The organism is Rhodopseudomonas sp. (genome assembly GCF_048594845.1).
GTDB lineage: Bacteria > Pseudomonadota > Alphaproteobacteria > Rhizobiales > Xanthobacteraceae > Rhodopseudomonas.
In genome coordinates this window covers 1-14481 of sequence record NZ_JBMDXE010000146.1, presented here as the reverse complement: position 1 = coordinate 14481, position 14481 = coordinate 1, and the positions used below count along the sequence as shown (strand labels likewise).

Below are 14481 nucleotides of genomic sequence, written 5' to 3'. Positions count from 1 at the left end.
CCCTCCCCGCAAGGGGGAGGGGTAGCCGCGAGGCTTCGACATCACCTCAAGAGTTACTTCTTCGTCTTGCCGGGGTCCTTCACCGCGTCGAACTTGGCGAATTCGACATTGTAAAGTTCGCCGTCCACCTTCTCGACCTTGCGGATGTAGATGTCCTGGACGATGTCGCGGGTGTCGGGGTCGATCGAGATCGGGCCGCGCGGGCTTTCCCACTTCATGCCCTTCATCGCCGCGACGAGAGAATCGCCATCGGTTTTGCCGGCGGTCTTCTTCAGCGCTTCGTAGATCAGGTGGATGCCGTCGTAGCCGCCGACCGCCATGAAGCCGGGGCGCTGGCCGAACTCTTTCTTGTAGTCCGCGACGAACTCCTTGTTCATCGCAGAGGGATGCGCGGCCGAATACATGTGGGCGGTGACCACGCCGATCGCGGCATCGCCCATGCTGTTGAGCAGGTCGTCGTCCATCACGTCGCCGGGGCCGATCACCTTGATGCCGCTCTTGTCGAGGCCACGCTCGGCGAACTGCTTCATGAAGTTGCCGCCCTGCCCTGCCGGCACGAATACGAACATCGCATCCGGCTTGGCGTCCTTCATCCGCTGCAGGAAGGGCGCGAAGTCCGGATTGGCGAGCGGCACCTTGATCTCTTCGACGATCTCGCCGCCGCCGGCGGTGAAGTGCTCCTTGAAAGACGCCAGCGCATCGTTGCCCGGCGCATAGTCCGAGGTCAGCGTCGCGACCTTCTTGATGCCGTTCTTGGCCGCCCAGTCGCCGATGATGCTGGACGACTGCGGCAGCGTGAACGAGGTCCGGACGATGTAGGGCGAGCGCTCGGTGATGATCGAGGTACCGGCCGCCATCACGATCTCCGGCACCTTGGCCTGGGTCGCAAGCGGCGCGGCGGCGAGCGCCGCCGGGGTGATGCCGAAGCCCGCGATCACGTTGACCTTGTCGTTGACGATCAGCTCCTGCGCCATCCGCTTGGTATTGTCCGGGATCGCGGCGTCGTCCTTCAGGATGACTTCGATCTTCTTGCCGGCGACGGTGGCGCCGTTCTTCTTCATGTAAAGCTTGATCGCGTTGTCGATCTGCTTGCCGGTCGAGGCCTGGCCCCCGGTCATCGGCAGGATCAGGCCGATCTTGAAGACATCCTCGGCCTGCGCGGCGAGCGGTGTGGCCGCGGCGACGGCGATACAGGCGGCCTGCAGCAGTGTTCGTCTGCCAATCAACATGAGTGTTTCCTCTTGTCCCGGTTGGTCCGGGGTTTGACCCCGATTCCATTGTAGCCGAGGTGATGCCGCGGAGTCTTGCGACGCTCCGTCGGCTGCGGATAGTCCTTTGCGCGCGATCTCGGCGGCGCCCTGTTCACCCCTCGGGACCTCGAGCGGTCGCGCTGGATGCGGGATGAGGTAACGGCCGGCTCCGGACGTATAAACCGTCCAGCGTCCTCATGGCGTTGATCGGCGGATTGGCCACATCATTGCCATGGAAACCGGGATGATGGTGCGATATCAGGTATGCCATATTCGGATAGCGGAAAGAACGCTCCGTTCGTTGCGGCTGATGCTATTCGGCGCTTCCCATCACGCCCTGCCGGCGCCGCCGCGCCCGACTAACCAGGACATCAAAATAGCAATGCGAGCGAGTTCGTTGCGTCTATCGGTCGCGGTCACGGTCGGCCTCTTACTGAGCGGCCTTGGCGGCTGCGGCACCATCAACGAGAAGCTGACCGAGGGCATGGCCGACCGCGTCCCGCAATGGGCCGGCGGCCTGCCGCCCAACGCTCCGCCGCGTCCGGGAACGGCCAAATACGAGGCCTACATGAAGGAGCAGGAGCGGCGGCGCAACATGCCGGCGGCCGAGCGCGAGAAGCTCGAGGGCCGCGCCGGGACCGATACTGGACAGGCTGCATCGACGACGCCGAGCCGCTGAGCCGCGGCGCTCTCCCCGGGGGGCTCGAACGGAGCGAAACCGCTCGGCGTGAGTTGACGAAGGCCTTGCGCCAACCGGCCCGAGGCAAGACTTCGGAGATGCTCATGCGCTGGTTGCTCGGCAGCCTCGTCACCCTGATCCTTCTGCTGGCAATCTATCTTGGCTCGGCGCTGTGGTCGCTCGCTGCGCTCGCCAACGCCGTCCGCACTGGAAGCGGCGCGGCGGTGATTGAACGCACCGATGTCACCTCATTGAAGCAATCGATTGCCGACCAGGTCGTGGCCGCCTATCTGGCCCGCATCGGCGAGACCCGGCAGGTCGGTTCGACCGAGCGGATGCTGATCCGGGCTGCCGGCGGCGGTGTCGCCGAGGCGATGATCGCCAGGCTGCTGACGCCCGAACGGCTTACGGAGATCCTGAAGACCGGGCAGATCCAGGGCGTTCAGGAATTGCCGCCGATCAGCGGGCTGCCGCGGCTGATCGACCTCGACACCGGCAACGCACTGGCGATGCTACAGCGGCTTCGCTTCATCCAGCCGATGGAGTTCGGCTTCCGCCTCACCGACGCCACCGCTGATCGTTTCAGCGAGGCCCGGATGCACTTCGCCGGCACCGGATGGAAGCTGTCCGGACTCACCCTGCCGGCTGGGGCGATCAATCAGTTGGCGGCTTCGCTGCCGGCCAAGTAGCAGCGCTCTCCCGGCATCGAGAACACAGGGCGCGTTTCCGGATGACGCTCCGGGCTCGGCGGCGGCCCACCGCAAGTCCGATCAGTTGAACACCACCGTCTTGCGGCCGTTGAGGATGACGCGGTCGTCGAGGTGATAGTGCATGGCGCGCGCCAGCACGCGGCGCTCGATGTCGCGGCCCTTGCGCACCAGATCCGCCGGCGTATCGCGATGGCTGATGCGCTCGACGTCCTGGTCAATGATCGGGCCTTCGTCGAGCGCGCTGGTGACGTAGTGCGCCGTGGCGCCGATCAGTTTGACGCCGCGATCGAACGCCTGGTGATACGGCTTGGCGCCCTTGAAGCCCGGCAGGAAGGAATGATGGATGTTGATGCAGCGGCCGGCGAGGCGCTGAGACATCTCGTCCGACAGGATCTGCATGTAGCGCGCCAGCACCACCAGATCGGTCTTGGTCTGCGCGATCAGCGCAGTAATGGCGGCCTCCTGCTGGCGCCGCGTCTCCTTGGTCACCGGCATGTGATAGAACGGGATCTCGCCGAAGTCGAAGCCGCTGAAGGTTTCGCGCGGGTGGTTGGAGACAATCGCCGTCGGGATCATCGGCAATTCCCCGATCCGCCAGCGGTACAGAATGTCGGCGAGGCAGTGATCCGACTGCGACACCAGCAACATGACCCGGCGCCGGGTCTCGCGGTCGCGCATGTGCCAGCCCATCGTGAACTTGACCGCGACCGCGCCGAAGCCGGTCCGTAGATCCGCCAGCGGCACGACGCGGCCGGCGGCGTTGAACACCACGCGCATGAAGAAATGCCCGCTCTCGGTGTCGTTATATTGCTGGGCGTCGAGAATGTTCTGGCCGTTCTCGAACAGAAAGGTGGTGACCGCCGCGACGATACCGGCGCGATCGGGGCAGGACAGGGTCAGCACATATTGGCGATGGGGCATGGCGATCTTGGTATCAACGCGGGGCGCGCCGGAACTTGGGGTGCGCCCTGCTCTACCACCGGCTCCGCCCTTGCGCCAATCCCGATCAAAGGCGCAAGATGATCAAGGCAAAGGCGATCGGCAGGACACTGAATGGCTGGACGGCTCGAAGGGTATCGCATCCTGATCCTGGAAACCCGGGAGGAAGCGCAGTTTTCCCGGCTGCTGGCCGAGCAAGGGGCGGACGTTCTGCAGTGTCCGATGGTGGCGATCATCGACGCGCCCGACCCGGCGCCGGTCGCCGCCTGGATCGACCGCCTGATCGCGCGGCCTTTCGACGATCTGGTGCTGACCACCGGCGAAGGGCTGCGCCGCCTGACCAAGCTGGCGCGCGGCCGAGGCCGAGAGACCGATTTCGTCGCGGCGGTCGGTCACACCCGCCGCTTCGCCCGTGGCCCGAAGCCAGGTAAGGCGCTGCGCGAGATCGGACTCGACGCCACCGTCACCACTGAAACTCCTACATCCGAAGGTATCGCCGCGACGCTGGCCCGCTACGATCTCGCCGGCCGCCGCGTCGGCCTGCAGCTTTACCCGGACAAGGACCATGCGGCGCTGATCGGCGCGATCGAGGCACAGGGCGCGACGGTCGATCCGGTGCTGCCCTATGCGTACGACCCACGTGCCGCTGAAGACAATGTGATCAACGCCATCGACGAAATGGCCCATCATCGTGTCGATGCGATCGCGCTGACCAGTTCGAACCAATTCCGTCGACTGCTGGACGTGGCGCAAGCCCGCGGGTGCGAGGATCGCTTGCGTCAAGCTCTCCTGACAACTCCCATCGCGTCAGTCGGACCGGTGGTATCTGACGAACTCAGACAACACGGATTGACGCCAGGCATCACGCCGCCGGACGGTGCGTTCTTCATGAAGCCACTGATCAGCGCGATGAGTACGGCATTAAACGGCCGCGCCCCGCGAAAGACCGTATCGTCCTGATGCTATCGGCTGCCTGCAAACAGGGCACTGCCGTCAGCACCACGTCCATCATACGGACGTGACGCGAACCTTCGAAAAGTAAGGATGTTTTCTGAAGAACACCACCCGCCGGGTTGAAACCGCTCTGTAATCTGCGCTAACACGCCAACAATACAAAAAGCCCCTCGGGGATTTAGGGAGGAACCAGATGAAGCGATTTCTCGCAGTCGTCGCGATCGCGGCGCCGATGTTCACCTCGGCGGCGATCGCCCAGGAAACGGTGAAGATCGGATACATCGATCCGCTCTCCGGTGGCGGCGCCAGCGTCGGTGAAGGTGGTCTCAAGACCTTCCAGTATCTCGCCGACGAACTCAACGCCAAGGGCGGCATCCTCGGAAAGAAGTTCGAGATCGTCCCGCTCGACAACAAGACTAACCCCCAGGAAAGCCTGATCCAGGCGCAGAAGGCGATCGACTCGGGCGTGCGCTACGTGACCCAGGGCAACGGCTCCTCGGTCGCCGGCGCGCTGTCGGACTTCATCACGAAGTTCAACGAGCGCAATCCCGGCAAGGAAGTGCTGTACTTCAATTACGCGGCGGTCGACCCGATCCTGACCAACGACAAGTGCAGCTTCTGGCACTTCCGCTGGGACGCCAACTCCGACATCAAGATGGAAGCGCTGACCAACTACATGAAGGATCAGCCGTCCATCAAGAAAGTCTACCTGATCAACCAGGACTATTCGTTCGGTCAGTCGGTCCGCACCACCGCCCGCGCGATGCTCGGCAAGAAGCGCCCGGACATCCAGATCGTCGGTGACGAACTGCATCCGCTGCTGAAGATCTCCGACTTCGCGCCCTATATCGCCAAGATCAAGGCGTCGGGCGCCGACACCGTGGTGACCGGCAACTGGGGCCAGGACATCGCGCTGCTGCTGAAGGCGGCTGCCGACGCCGGCCTCAAGGTAAACTGGTACACCTACTACGCCGGCGGTGCCGGTGGCCCGACTGCGATCAAGCAGGCCGGCCTCGATCACCAGGTGTTCCAGATCACCGAAGGCTTCGCCAACGTTCCGAACAAGGCTTCGCAGGACTTCGAGAAAGAGTTCCGCGCCAAGGTCGGTCTCAGCCTTTGGTATCCGCGTGCTGTCAACGAGATGCGGATGTTCGCGGCTGCGGCTGAAAAGGCCAAGTCGGTCGACCCGGTCAAGGTCGCTCAGGCGCTCGAAGGCATGAAGTACGAGGTGCTGGACGGCGGCGAGGGCTTCATGCGCAAGGATGACCACCAGTTCTTCCAGCCGATCTACATCTCGTCCTTCGGCACCATTCCGGCGGGCCAGTTCGACGAAGAGAACACCGGCTGGGGTTGGAAAGAGGTCGCCAAGGTCGACACCGACAAGACGGTGATCCCGACCACCTGCAAGATGGACCGGCCGTAAGGCGGGTCCGCTGACTTCTCCCTCTCCCCGCCTGCGGGGAGAGGGGCGGATGAGGGGGCGCCTCCGCAAGACGCGGACTCCGCGTTCTATCGAGACGCCCCCTCACCCGGATTGCTGCGCAATCCGACCTCTCCCCGCAAGCGGGGAGAACTGCTCTAGGCCCTCCCCTCAGTTGCAGGCAGAAACGTGCTCGAGCTGATCGTCATCTCCACCCTCAACGGCGTTCTGTACGGGATGCTGCTGTTTTTGATGGCAAGCGGGCTCACCGTCATCTTCAGCATGCTCGGTGTGCTGAACTTCGCCCATGCCAGCTTCTATATGCTGGGCGCCTTCTTCGGATTTCAGATCAGCCGGTGGTTCGGCTTCTGGCCGGCGCTACTGATCGCTCCCTTGCTGGCCGGCGCGATCGGCGCGGCGGTCGAGCGCTTCGGTCTGCGCCGCGTTCACAAGAACGGCCATGTCGCCGAACTGCTGTTCACCTTCGGACTCGCGTTCGCGATCGAAGAAATCGTCGGCATCATCTGGGGCAAGATTCCGGTCGACTACCGCGTCCCGGCGCTGCTCGACTTCCCCGCCTTCACGATCTTTTCGACCAACTACCCTGCCTACAAGATGTTCATGCTGGCGGTGTCGGTGGTGATCTTCATCGGCCTGCTGCTGGCGCTGAAGAAGACCCGCATCGGCCTGATCGTGCAGGCGGCGCTGACGCATCCGCATATGGTGGCGCATCTCGGCCATAACGTCGAACGCATCTTCATGCTGGTGTTCGGCGTCGGCACTGCGCTGGCTGCCGTCGCCGGCGTGATCGCCGGCCCGTCGCTGGTGACGCAGTCGAACATGGCGGCGCTGCTCGGGCCGATCCTGTTCGTTGTCGTCGTGGTCGGCGGACTCGGCTCGCTGCCCGGCGCCTTCATCGCCTCGCTGCTGATCGGCCTGGTGCAGACCTTCGCCGTCTCGATCAACGGCTCGCTCGCTTCGCTGTTCGGACCGCTCGGTCCCGACCTGGCGCAATCCTGGCTCAGCGACATCTGGAACGTGACGGTCGCGCAGATCGCGCCGATCATTCCATATCTGCTGCTGGTGCTGATCCTGATCTTCCGGCCGATGGGGCTGTTGGGAACTCGCGAAACATGACCGACCTCGCTGCTCGCGTGGCGCCGCCACGGCCGGCCGTGTCCGACCGGCTGAAATTCTACGGGACCTGGATCGCCGCCGCGCTGATCCTGCTGGTGCTGCCGCAGGTGTTTTCCTCCGGCGGCTCGCTGACGACCTTCAGCCTGGTCGGCATCTCGATCATCTTCGCGCTGTCCTACAACATCCTGCTCGGCCAGACCGGCATGCTGTCGTTCGGCCACGCGGTGTATTACGGGCTCGGCGGCTTCCTGGCGATCCACACCATCAACTTCCTCGGCTTCAACAAGTGGGCGATCCCGCTGCCGGTCGTGCCTCTGATCGGAGGCCTGGCCGGACTGTTCTTCGCCGCGCTGATCGGCTGGGTGATGACGCAACGCTCCGGCACCGCGTTCGCGATGATCTCGCTCGGCCTCGCCGAGCTGGTCGCCTCCTCGGCGCTGATCCTGCGCACTTTCTTCGGCGGCGAGGCCGGCATTTCGGCCAACCGCGCCAAGCTGTTCAAGGTGTTCGGGCTGTCGTTCGGTCCGCAGATCCAGATCTATTACATGATCGCAGCCTGGACGCTGATCGCGATGATCGCGATGTACGCGCTGACCCGCACCCCGCTCGGCCGGATGTGCAACGCGGTCCGCGACAACCCCGAGCGCGTGCAGTTCGTCGGCTACGATCCGCACGTCGTGCGCTACCTCGCCTTCTGCTTCTCCGGCTTCTTCGCCGGCATCGCCGGGGCGCTGGCGGCGATCAATTTCGAGATCGCCAACTCCGCCTATCTCGGCGCGGTGCAGTCCGGCACCGTGCTGTTCGCAGCCTATATCGGCGGCATCGGCTTCTTCATCGGCCCGATCGTCGGCGCGATCTTCGTCACCGTGCTGTCGCTGGTGCTGAGCGACCTGACCCAGGTCTGGCAGCTGTATTTCGGCCTGTTCTTCATCGCCGTTGTGGTGTTCGCGCCCGGCGGCATCACCGGCCTGTTGATGATGCACCGGCCGCTGGTGCGGGCCGGCATGCTGAGCCGGATGCTGCCGAGCTATCTGCTCGCCGCGCTGCCGACGCTGGCGCTGTGCACCGGGCTGATGCTGATGATCGAGACCATCGTGCACTACACGGTCAATCCGCACGAGGATCCGAGCCGGGTCGCGTTCGGCATCCCGTTCAATGCCGCCAGCCCGCTGACCTGGGCCGCCTCGGCCGCGCTGATCGTCGTCGGCTTCATCCTGTCCCGGATGGCGTGGAAGCGCGTTGCCGAAAGCTGGGACACCACGCTGACCGCCGCCCGCGCCAAGGTGCACGCCGCATGACCGCCGCTATCGAACTCACCAACGTCGAGAAGAGTTTTGGCATCACCAAGGTGATCCAGAACGTGACGCTGTCGGTCGCCCAGGGCGAGCGCCACGCACTGATCGGCCCGAACGGCGCCGGCAAGTCGACTACCTTCAACCTGATCAGCGGCTACATGAAGCCGACCTCCGGCAGCATCCTGCTGCGCGGCGAGGAAATCTCCGGGTTGCGGCCGTTTCAGATCAACCGCCGCGGCCTGTCGCGCTCGTTCCAGGTCACCAACGTGTTCGCCAACATGACGGTGTGGGAAAATCTGCGCTGCGCCGTGCTGTGGGCGACCGGGCACCGCTACGCGTTCTGGAAGAACGTCGACAACCTGCCCGAAGTGCGCGAACGCACGGCGCAGATCCTCGAGGACATCCACCTCACCTCGCGACGGGACATCCCGGCCGGCCTGCTCACTTACGCCGAGCAGCGCGCGCTGGAAATCGGCATCACCATCGCGGGCGGCGCCAACGTGATCCTGCTCGACGAGCCGACCGCCGGCATGAGCAACGCCGAGACCGAACGTGCCGTGGCGCTGATCCGCCGCCTCACAGAGGGCCGCACGCTGCTGATCGTCGAGCACGACAGGAGCGTGGTGTTCGGCCTCGCCGATCGGATCTCGGTGCTGGTCTACGGCCAGGTGATCGCCTCCGGCACGCCGGACGAAATCCGCGGCAATCCCAAGGTCAAGGAAGCCTATCTCGGCGAGGAAGCGGCCTGATGCTTGAGATCAAGGACCTGCACGCCTATTACGGCAAGAGCCACATCCTGCAGGGTGTCGACATGCGGATCGGCGCCGGCGAAGTGGTCAGCCTGCTCGGCCGCAACGGCGTCGGCCGCTCCACCACAGTCAAAGCAGTGATGGGCGAAGTGCCGCCGCACGGCACCATCCTGTTCAAGGGCAAGAACATCGCCGGGCTGCCGAGCTACAAGATCGCGCATCTCGGCCTCGGCTACGTGCCGGAGCATCGCGACATCTTCCCGGGCCTGACGGTTCGTCAGAACCTGATGCTCGGCGTTAAGAACCCGCGCAATCCCGGCAAGTGGCGGCTGGACGACATGCTCGACATGTTCTCCAACCTCAAGGCGCGCGCCGACACGCCGGCCGGCGTGCTGTCCGGCGGCGAGAAGCAGATGCTGACGATCTGCCGGACGCTGATGGGCGATCCCGAACTGGTGATGATCGACGAGCCGACCGAAGGCCTGGCGCCGCTGATCGTGCAGCAGGTCGGCGACCTGATCGCCGAAATCGCCCGTCGCGGCGTCGCCATTCTGCTGGTCGAGCAGAAGCTGTCGATCGCGATGAGAATCTCGCACCGGCTCTACGTGATGGGCCACGGCAAGATCGTGTTCGAGGGCACCCCAGACGACCTCAAGAGCAACGCCGCCGTCCGCAAGGAATGGCTCGAGGTCTGAGCCGCCGACGACAGCCACCACGGCCACGCGCGATCTGCTCGCGTCTTCGCGCTTGACTTCGAGCGCGCTCTAACCTGTAGCAACAGGGCGTCGTGACGGACAGAGCAAGCCATGAAGATCGGAGATCTCGCCAGGCGGACCGGACTGACGGCTCATACGCTGCGTTATTACGAGCGCATCGGGCTGTTGCCGCGCGCCTCGCGCGATTCATCCGGCCAGCGTGACTACCACGCGTCGATCCTGGTCTGGATCGAATTTCTCGGTCGTCTCAAGACCACCGGGATGCCGATCCGGGACATGCTGCGCTACGCCAAACTCCGCGCCCGCGGGGCTGCCACCGAGGATGCCCGCCGCGTCCTGCTCCAGCAGCACCGGGCCAAGGTGCAGGCGCATGTCGCCGAACTGAAGGCCTGTCTGACCGTCCTCGACACCAAGATCGCCGGCTATGCGGCCGGCGCCAGCAAGGTGGAGGTGGACGATGACGCAACAGCTATCCGACCCGCAGGAAAGATTCGAGCGTGGCCTGCGCGCGCTCGCGGCAATTGACGGCGAGGCCGGCCAGAAGGTGGTCGACGCTTTGGCTGATATCGCGCCGGACTTCGCCAGGTACCTGATCGAGTTTCCCTTTGGCGACATATACAGCCGCCCCGGCCTCGACCTGCGCGCCAGAGAGATTGCAACCATCGCCGCGCTGACCGCGATGGGCAATGCCACGCCACAACTCAAAGTCCACATCGAGGCCGGCCTGAATGTCGGGCTGAGCCGCGATGAGGTCACCGAGATCATCATGCAGATGGCGGTCTATGCCGGCTTTCCGGCAGCGCTGAACGGCCTGTTCGCCGCCAAGGAGGTGTTCGCCACCCGCGCCCCATAAGCCATCACGCAGCACCCGCCTGCCGCGCAGCCTCGCCAGTGCTGCCGATCGGCGCAGTTGCAGGGCGCTGCGGGAAGCCCTCCGCTTTCCTGACCGGATCTTTCCGGACTAGGATACAGGAAGGGCCAACCGCGCCTTGCACTGATCGTGAGCCTGAATGCTGCCAGCACCTTTGACGCGAGCCACCGACTGGTTTCGCGCCTATGCCGATAATCCTGATCCTCTCGCCGCAACCGGCAACCTGGTGGCGCTGGTGCTGGCCGGTAACGGACCGTTCTACCCGCTCTACGTTGCTTATGTCGCCGGGCTCGGCGGGATGCCGTGGCTGCTGCTGACGCTGCTGTCGGCGCCATTCTTCTTCGCCGTGCCCGCGCTCGCCCGCATTCATTCGCGTCTCGGGCGCGTGGCGCTGTCGCTGTTCGCCACCGGCAACACGGTATTCTGCACCTGGCTGCTGGGCGAACCTTCCGGCATCGAATTGTTTCTGCTGCCCTGCGCGATGCTCGCAAGCGTGCTGTTTCGCCCGAGCGAGCGGCTCCTCATGCTGCCGCTGGCGGGATTGCCGGTTGCGGCCTGGCTGTTTCTGCACGGCCACTACGGAGCGCCGCCGCACGCCTATCTGGCGGGCGAATATGCCGGGCTGCTGTCAATGAATGCCTTCAGTGCCGCCATGATCTCGATCTTCATCGGCATCGTGGTGTCGCGGCTTTACGCCGATCCGGCCGGCCGTTCCTAGGCCCGGAAACTCGCCAGCCTCCGCCGCCGCGGAAGAGTTGCGACACGTTCTGCCTTATCGCTGCCGCGGCCGGCGTGCTATCGGGGCGCCGGGTCGATCCGGAATCGTTTGGACGGCCACAGCTTCCAGGGACATCGATGGCGAGCGCCGAGCGAGACGGAAATCAGACGGGTCAGCCCCCGGCACCACGCCTTGGCGGCAATGCCGAGCGGAAAGCGGGTCAATGGTTCGACACGCTGGCGTTCCTGATCGTTGTGGCTGTGGCGGTCGGCATCGCCGGGATGATGCTGGCGGCGTATTATCGCGCGCCCGATCTCTTGTGGCGCGCCTTTTATCACGACCGAAATTCGCACTACAGTTTCGGCCTCGACCTCGCCCTGGCGATCCGCAATCTCGATCCGGCCTGGTTCTTCAGCGAACTCGAGAAAGCCAAGGTCTGGCCTCCGTTTCACGGGCTGGTGCTAAGTGCGGTGCTGCTGATCGGCGGTCCCGACCATCGCCTCGCCATCGTGCCGAGCCTGATCGGCTGGGTCGTCACCATCGCGTTCGTCTGGCTGATCGCGCGCCGGCTCGTCACCAACCGGATCGAGGGGCTGTTCGCTGCGGCCATCGCTACGATCCTCACCGCCGCCAGCCCGGCCTTTCGACTGATCAGTGCAGACGTCATGCTGGAGGGACTCGGCGCCGGGCTCTCCGCGGCCGCGCTGTGGGCCTATCTGCGTGCCTTCGCGCAGCCCGCCAGCGCCGCACGGTGGCGGCTGGTCGCGGTGCTGCTCACTCTGCTGTTCTTCCACAAAGGTAACTACTGGGGCCTGCTGTTGGTCGCGATGGCAATCGCCTTTGCCACCGAACACCGCGACGGCAGCTTCCGGCTTGCGCGGAGGCTCGGCCGGGTCAAGGTCGGCAGCCTGATCATCAGCGTGGTCCGCCAGCCGCTGCTGATCCTGGCCGCACTGATCGCCATCCTGATCGGCGCCATCTATGCGCGCGGGCCGACCGCGATGGAGCTGTTCGGCAAATCGATCTCGCTGTATCCGCCGGAGAACCTGACCACCCTCGCTTATGCGCTGGTGTTTCTGTGGTGGTCGCTGCTGTGGTGGCGCAACAAAGCCGCGATCGATGCCGCGCTGGGCGTGCCGGGACGCGCGCTGCTGTATTGGCATCTCACTCCGATCGCGATCTCGTTCCTGCTGCCGCACCGGCTGTCGCGCTTCCTGTGGTTCGTCGGTCCGGCGAATAATCCCGATCCCAACGCGACGCTGTGGACCAGCGCCCAGTTCTACTGGCGGGTGTTCGCCGACAGCTTCCACACCTCGCCGGCGATGGCGCTGCCGGTGGCGGCGCTGGCGCTGATCGGCCTGCTCGGCATTCCGCGGCTCGCGCCGGGCGCCCGCGTGGTGTTCCTGTTCGCGATCGTCGCCTGGATCGGCGTGGTGATCCATCCGCAGCATCAGGGGCGCTTCATGTCGACCTGGCTGTTCGCGGTGTGGATCTGCACCGGCGTCGGCGCCGCCCTGCTGCTGCGCCGGCTGCGTGGCGCGCTATCGGTCTGGGTGCGGGGCATCGTGGCGGCGGCCGCGATCGCGTCGCTGCTTGCCGTCACCATCGGCCGGCCGATACCAAGTGCCGCTTACGTCGCCGCCATCCATCCGACCGAAGGGCCGACCGATCTCGATCTGGTCCGTCCTTATCTGCCCGAGTTCGACCGCGCGCGCGAAGTCGCGGTGTTCACCACCTTCGGCACCAGCAAGCTGTTCGCCTGGGTGATCCGCGAGCGCTGCCGCTGCAACCGCCTGGTCGATGATCCGTTCATCGACAGCCAGCCCACACGCGAGGACGTTCGAAAGCTGATGGCCGAGCGGATCGCGCAATCGACCGCCGATGTCGTCGTCATCATCGACGCGCCGGACAGCCGCTATTCGCTGCCCTGGGCGGGCTGGGAGTATCCAAGGATGGTCGGCATCGTCGACGCCATGGCCGAGCAGACGCGCTACAAGCGTACCGCGACGTACGACCTGCCTGATCAGCAGGGCCGAGCTACGATCTGGCGACGCTCCTGATAGTTACCCGTGCTGCATCGCAGCACGAACAACCTGTGGCATGCGGCAAGAGGTCGCCGCCGCCTGAACCAGCGCGATCATCGCGGCCCGCAACAGCCGGCTTGCGTCCAGTGTCTTTCCCCAGGCTAAAATAGTCGAATATCATCAGCCATTCGGCTGATATAAGGTTCGGAAGGCGGATCAACCGCCGGATAAGGCGCGCAAAGCGCCGGGAGCATGACTGTGCGGTCACGAAATCCGTGACGCCGATGCTCGGGGAGGAAGCAGGTTTGGAACACGCGTTAGAAGTACGCAATGTGTCCCTGCGTTTCGGCGGCGTCCGCGCGCTGAGCGAGGTTAGCTTTGCCGTGAACGACGGCGAGCTGTTTTCCATCATCGGCCCCAACGGCGCCGGCAAGACCTCCATCGTCAACTGCATCTCCGGCCGCTATCGGCCGACCGAAGGCCAGCTGTTCTATCATGGCCGCGATATCACCGCGCTGAAGCCGAACGCGCGCGCCCCGCTCGGCATCGGCCGCACGTTCCAGAACCTCGCGCTGTTTCACCACATGAGCGTGCTCGACAACATCATGGTCGGGCGCCATCACCTGCTGAAGAACAACTTCCTCACCGGCGCGCTGTACTGGCTCGGCGCGCGGCACGAGGAGCTGGAGCACCGCCGCAAGGTCGAGGAGATCATCGACTTTCTCGACCTGCAGTCGGTGCGCAAGGCGACCGCCGGTACGCTTTCCTACGGCCTGCGCAAGCGCGTCGAACTCGCCCGCGCGATGGCGCTGGAGCCGAAGCTGATCCTGCTCGACGAGCCGATGGCCGGCATGAACTTCGAAGAGAAGGAGGACATGGCCCGCTACATCGTCGACCTCAACGAAGAGTTCGGCATGACGGTGGTGATGATCGAACACGACATGGGCGTGGTGATGGACATCTCCAACCGCGTCGTGGTGCTGGATTTCGGCCGCAAGATCGCCGAGGGCGATCCGGCC

At 64.7% G+C, this 14481-nt stretch carries 15 protein-coding genes; 13 read left to right on the top strand and 2 right to left on the bottom strand.

Annotation, left to right across the window (positions count from 1 at the left end; genetic code table 11):
• Nucleotides 1-53: 53 nt before the first annotated feature.
• Nucleotides 54-1229: an ABC transporter substrate-binding protein gene (locus ACOJTD_RS08995; protein WP_420132577.1), complete on the bottom strand. Its 1176-nt coding sequence runs from the start codon at nucleotides 1227-1229 to the stop codon at nucleotides 54-56.
• 403 nt (nucleotides 1230-1632) lie between these two features.
• On the opposite strand from ACOJTD_RS08995, the gene ACOJTD_RS08990 reads away from it, so the two are divergent.
• Complete coding sequence (locus tag ACOJTD_RS08990; RefSeq protein WP_420132576.1) at nucleotides 1633-1929, top strand: hypothetical protein; 297 nt, start codon at nucleotides 1633-1635, stop codon at nucleotides 1927-1929.
• Between the two features lie 104 nt (nucleotides 1930-2033).
• On the top strand, nucleotides 2034-2618 hold the full coding sequence (locus ACOJTD_RS08985; RefSeq protein WP_420132575.1) for a DUF2939 domain-containing protein: 585 nt from the start codon (nucleotides 2034-2036) through the stop codon (nucleotides 2616-2618).
• Between the two features lie 81 nt (nucleotides 2619-2699).
• Here the strand turns inward: ACOJTD_RS08985 and purU are convergent, their stop codons facing one another.
• Entirely contained in the window at nucleotides 2700-3560 is an 861-nt protein-coding gene (gene purU / locus ACOJTD_RS08980; RefSeq protein ID WP_420132574.1) for a formyltetrahydrofolate deformylase, read from the bottom strand.
• A gap of 132 nt (nucleotides 3561-3692) precedes the next feature.
• Here purU and ACOJTD_RS08975 point away from each other — a divergent pair, with 132 nt between their 5' ends.
• The 11 genes from ACOJTD_RS08975 to ACOJTD_RS08925 all read left to right on the top strand — a co-directional run.
• The gene (locus tag ACOJTD_RS08975) at nucleotides 3693-4538 is read left to right on the top strand and encodes a uroporphyrinogen-III synthase (protein WP_420132573.1); all 846 of its coding nucleotides are present in this window, start codon (nucleotides 3693-3695) and stop codon (nucleotides 4536-4538) included.
• A gap of 187 nt (nucleotides 4539-4725) precedes the next feature.
• Entirely contained in the window at nucleotides 4726-5955 is a 1230-nt protein-coding gene (locus ACOJTD_RS08970) for a branched-chain amino acid ABC transporter substrate-binding protein (protein WP_420132572.1), read from the top strand.
• 186 nt (nucleotides 5956-6141) lie between these two features.
• Complete coding sequence (locus ACOJTD_RS08965) at nucleotides 6142-7089, top strand: branched-chain amino acid ABC transporter permease (protein WP_420132571.1); 948 nt, start codon at nucleotides 6142-6144, stop codon at nucleotides 7087-7089.
• The gene (locus ACOJTD_RS08960) at nucleotides 7086-8387 is read left to right on the top strand and encodes a branched-chain amino acid ABC transporter permease (RefSeq protein ID WP_420132570.1); all 1302 of its coding nucleotides are present in this window, start codon (nucleotides 7086-7088) and stop codon (nucleotides 8385-8387) included. The genes ACOJTD_RS08965 and ACOJTD_RS08960 overlap by 4 nt, the downstream gene beginning before the upstream one ends.
• Nucleotides 8384-9133 carry an ABC transporter ATP-binding protein gene (locus ACOJTD_RS08955; protein WP_420132569.1) on the top strand — a complete coding sequence of 250 codons (750 nt, stop codon included), beginning with the start codon at nucleotides 8384-8386 and terminating at the stop codon, nucleotides 9131-9133. The genes ACOJTD_RS08960 and ACOJTD_RS08955 overlap by 4 nt, the downstream gene beginning before the upstream one ends.
• The gene (locus ACOJTD_RS08950; RefSeq protein WP_420132568.1) at nucleotides 9133-9828 is read left to right on the top strand and encodes an ABC transporter ATP-binding protein; all 696 of its coding nucleotides are present in this window, start codon (nucleotides 9133-9135) and stop codon (nucleotides 9826-9828) included. Before ACOJTD_RS08955 ends, ACOJTD_RS08950 begins: the two co-directional genes overlap by 1 nt.
• 111 nt (nucleotides 9829-9939) lie before the next feature.
• Entirely contained in the window at nucleotides 9940-10374 is a 435-nt protein-coding gene (locus ACOJTD_RS08945; protein ID WP_420132567.1) for a MerR family transcriptional regulator, read from the top strand.
• A complete protein-coding gene (locus ACOJTD_RS08940) occupies nucleotides 10307-10702 on the top strand; it encodes a carboxymuconolactone decarboxylase family protein (protein WP_420132566.1) in 396 nt (131 codons plus the stop codon). Before ACOJTD_RS08945 ends, ACOJTD_RS08940 begins: the two co-directional genes overlap by 68 nt.
• A gap of 157 nt (nucleotides 10703-10859) precedes the next feature.
• Complete coding sequence (locus tag ACOJTD_RS08935; RefSeq protein ID WP_420132565.1) at nucleotides 10860-11438, top strand: hypothetical protein; 579 nt, start codon at nucleotides 10860-10862, stop codon at nucleotides 11436-11438.
• Nucleotides 11439-11575: 137 nt separating this feature from the next.
• Nucleotides 11576-13498 carry a glycosyltransferase family 39 protein gene (locus tag ACOJTD_RS08930; RefSeq protein ID WP_420132564.1) on the top strand — a complete coding sequence of 641 codons (1923 nt, stop codon included), beginning with the start codon at nucleotides 11576-11578 and terminating at the stop codon, nucleotides 13496-13498.
• 269 nt (nucleotides 13499-13767) lie between these two features.
• Nucleotides 13768-14481 (top strand): ABC transporter ATP-binding protein (locus tag ACOJTD_RS08925; protein ID WP_420132563.1); only part of this gene is annotated, 714 nt, incomplete at its 3' end.

What these genes read in the sequence shown, in the direction of transcription:
- ACOJTD_RS08935 (WP_420132565.1), top strand. Translation starts at nt 10,860, where the DNA reads ATGCTGCCAGCACCTTTGACGCGAGCCACCGACTGGTTTCGCGCCTAT.
- ACOJTD_RS08975 (WP_420132573.1), top strand. Translation starts at nt 3,693, where the DNA reads ATGGCTGGACGGCTCGAAGGGTATCGCATCCTGATCCTGGAAACCCGG.
- purU (WP_420132574.1), bottom strand. Translation starts at nt 3,560, where the DNA reads ATGCCCCATCGCCAATATGTGCTGACCCTGTCCTGCCCCGATCGCGCC.
- ACOJTD_RS08950 (WP_420132568.1), top strand. Translation starts at nt 9,133, where the DNA reads ATGCTTGAGATCAAGGACCTGCACGCCTATTACGGCAAGAGCCACATC.
- ACOJTD_RS08955 (WP_420132569.1), top strand. Translation starts at nt 8,384, where the DNA reads ATGACCGCCGCTATCGAACTCACCAACGTCGAGAAGAGTTTTGGCATC.
- ACOJTD_RS08940 (WP_420132566.1), top strand. Translation starts at nt 10,307, where the DNA reads ATGACGCAACAGCTATCCGACCCGCAGGAAAGATTCGAGCGTGGCCTG.
- ACOJTD_RS08995 (WP_420132577.1), bottom strand. Translation starts at nt 1,229, where the DNA reads ATGTTGATTGGCAGACGAACACTGCTGCAGGCCGCCTGTATCGCCGTC.
- ACOJTD_RS08930 (WP_420132564.1), top strand. Translation starts at nt 11,576, where the DNA reads ATGGCGAGCGCCGAGCGAGACGGAAATCAGACGGGTCAGCCCCCGGCA.
- ACOJTD_RS08945 (WP_420132567.1), top strand. Translation starts at nt 9,940, where the DNA reads ATGAAGATCGGAGATCTCGCCAGGCGGACCGGACTGACGGCTCATACG.
- ACOJTD_RS08985 (WP_420132575.1), top strand. Translation starts at nt 2,034, where the DNA reads ATGCGCTGGTTGCTCGGCAGCCTCGTCACCCTGATCCTTCTGCTGGCA.
- ACOJTD_RS08970 (WP_420132572.1), top strand. Translation starts at nt 4,726, where the DNA reads ATGAAGCGATTTCTCGCAGTCGTCGCGATCGCGGCGCCGATGTTCACC.
- ACOJTD_RS08990 (WP_420132576.1), top strand. Translation starts at nt 1,633, where the DNA reads ATGCGAGCGAGTTCGTTGCGTCTATCGGTCGCGGTCACGGTCGGCCTC.
- ACOJTD_RS08960 (WP_420132570.1), top strand. Translation starts at nt 7,086, where the DNA reads ATGACCGACCTCGCTGCTCGCGTGGCGCCGCCACGGCCGGCCGTGTCC.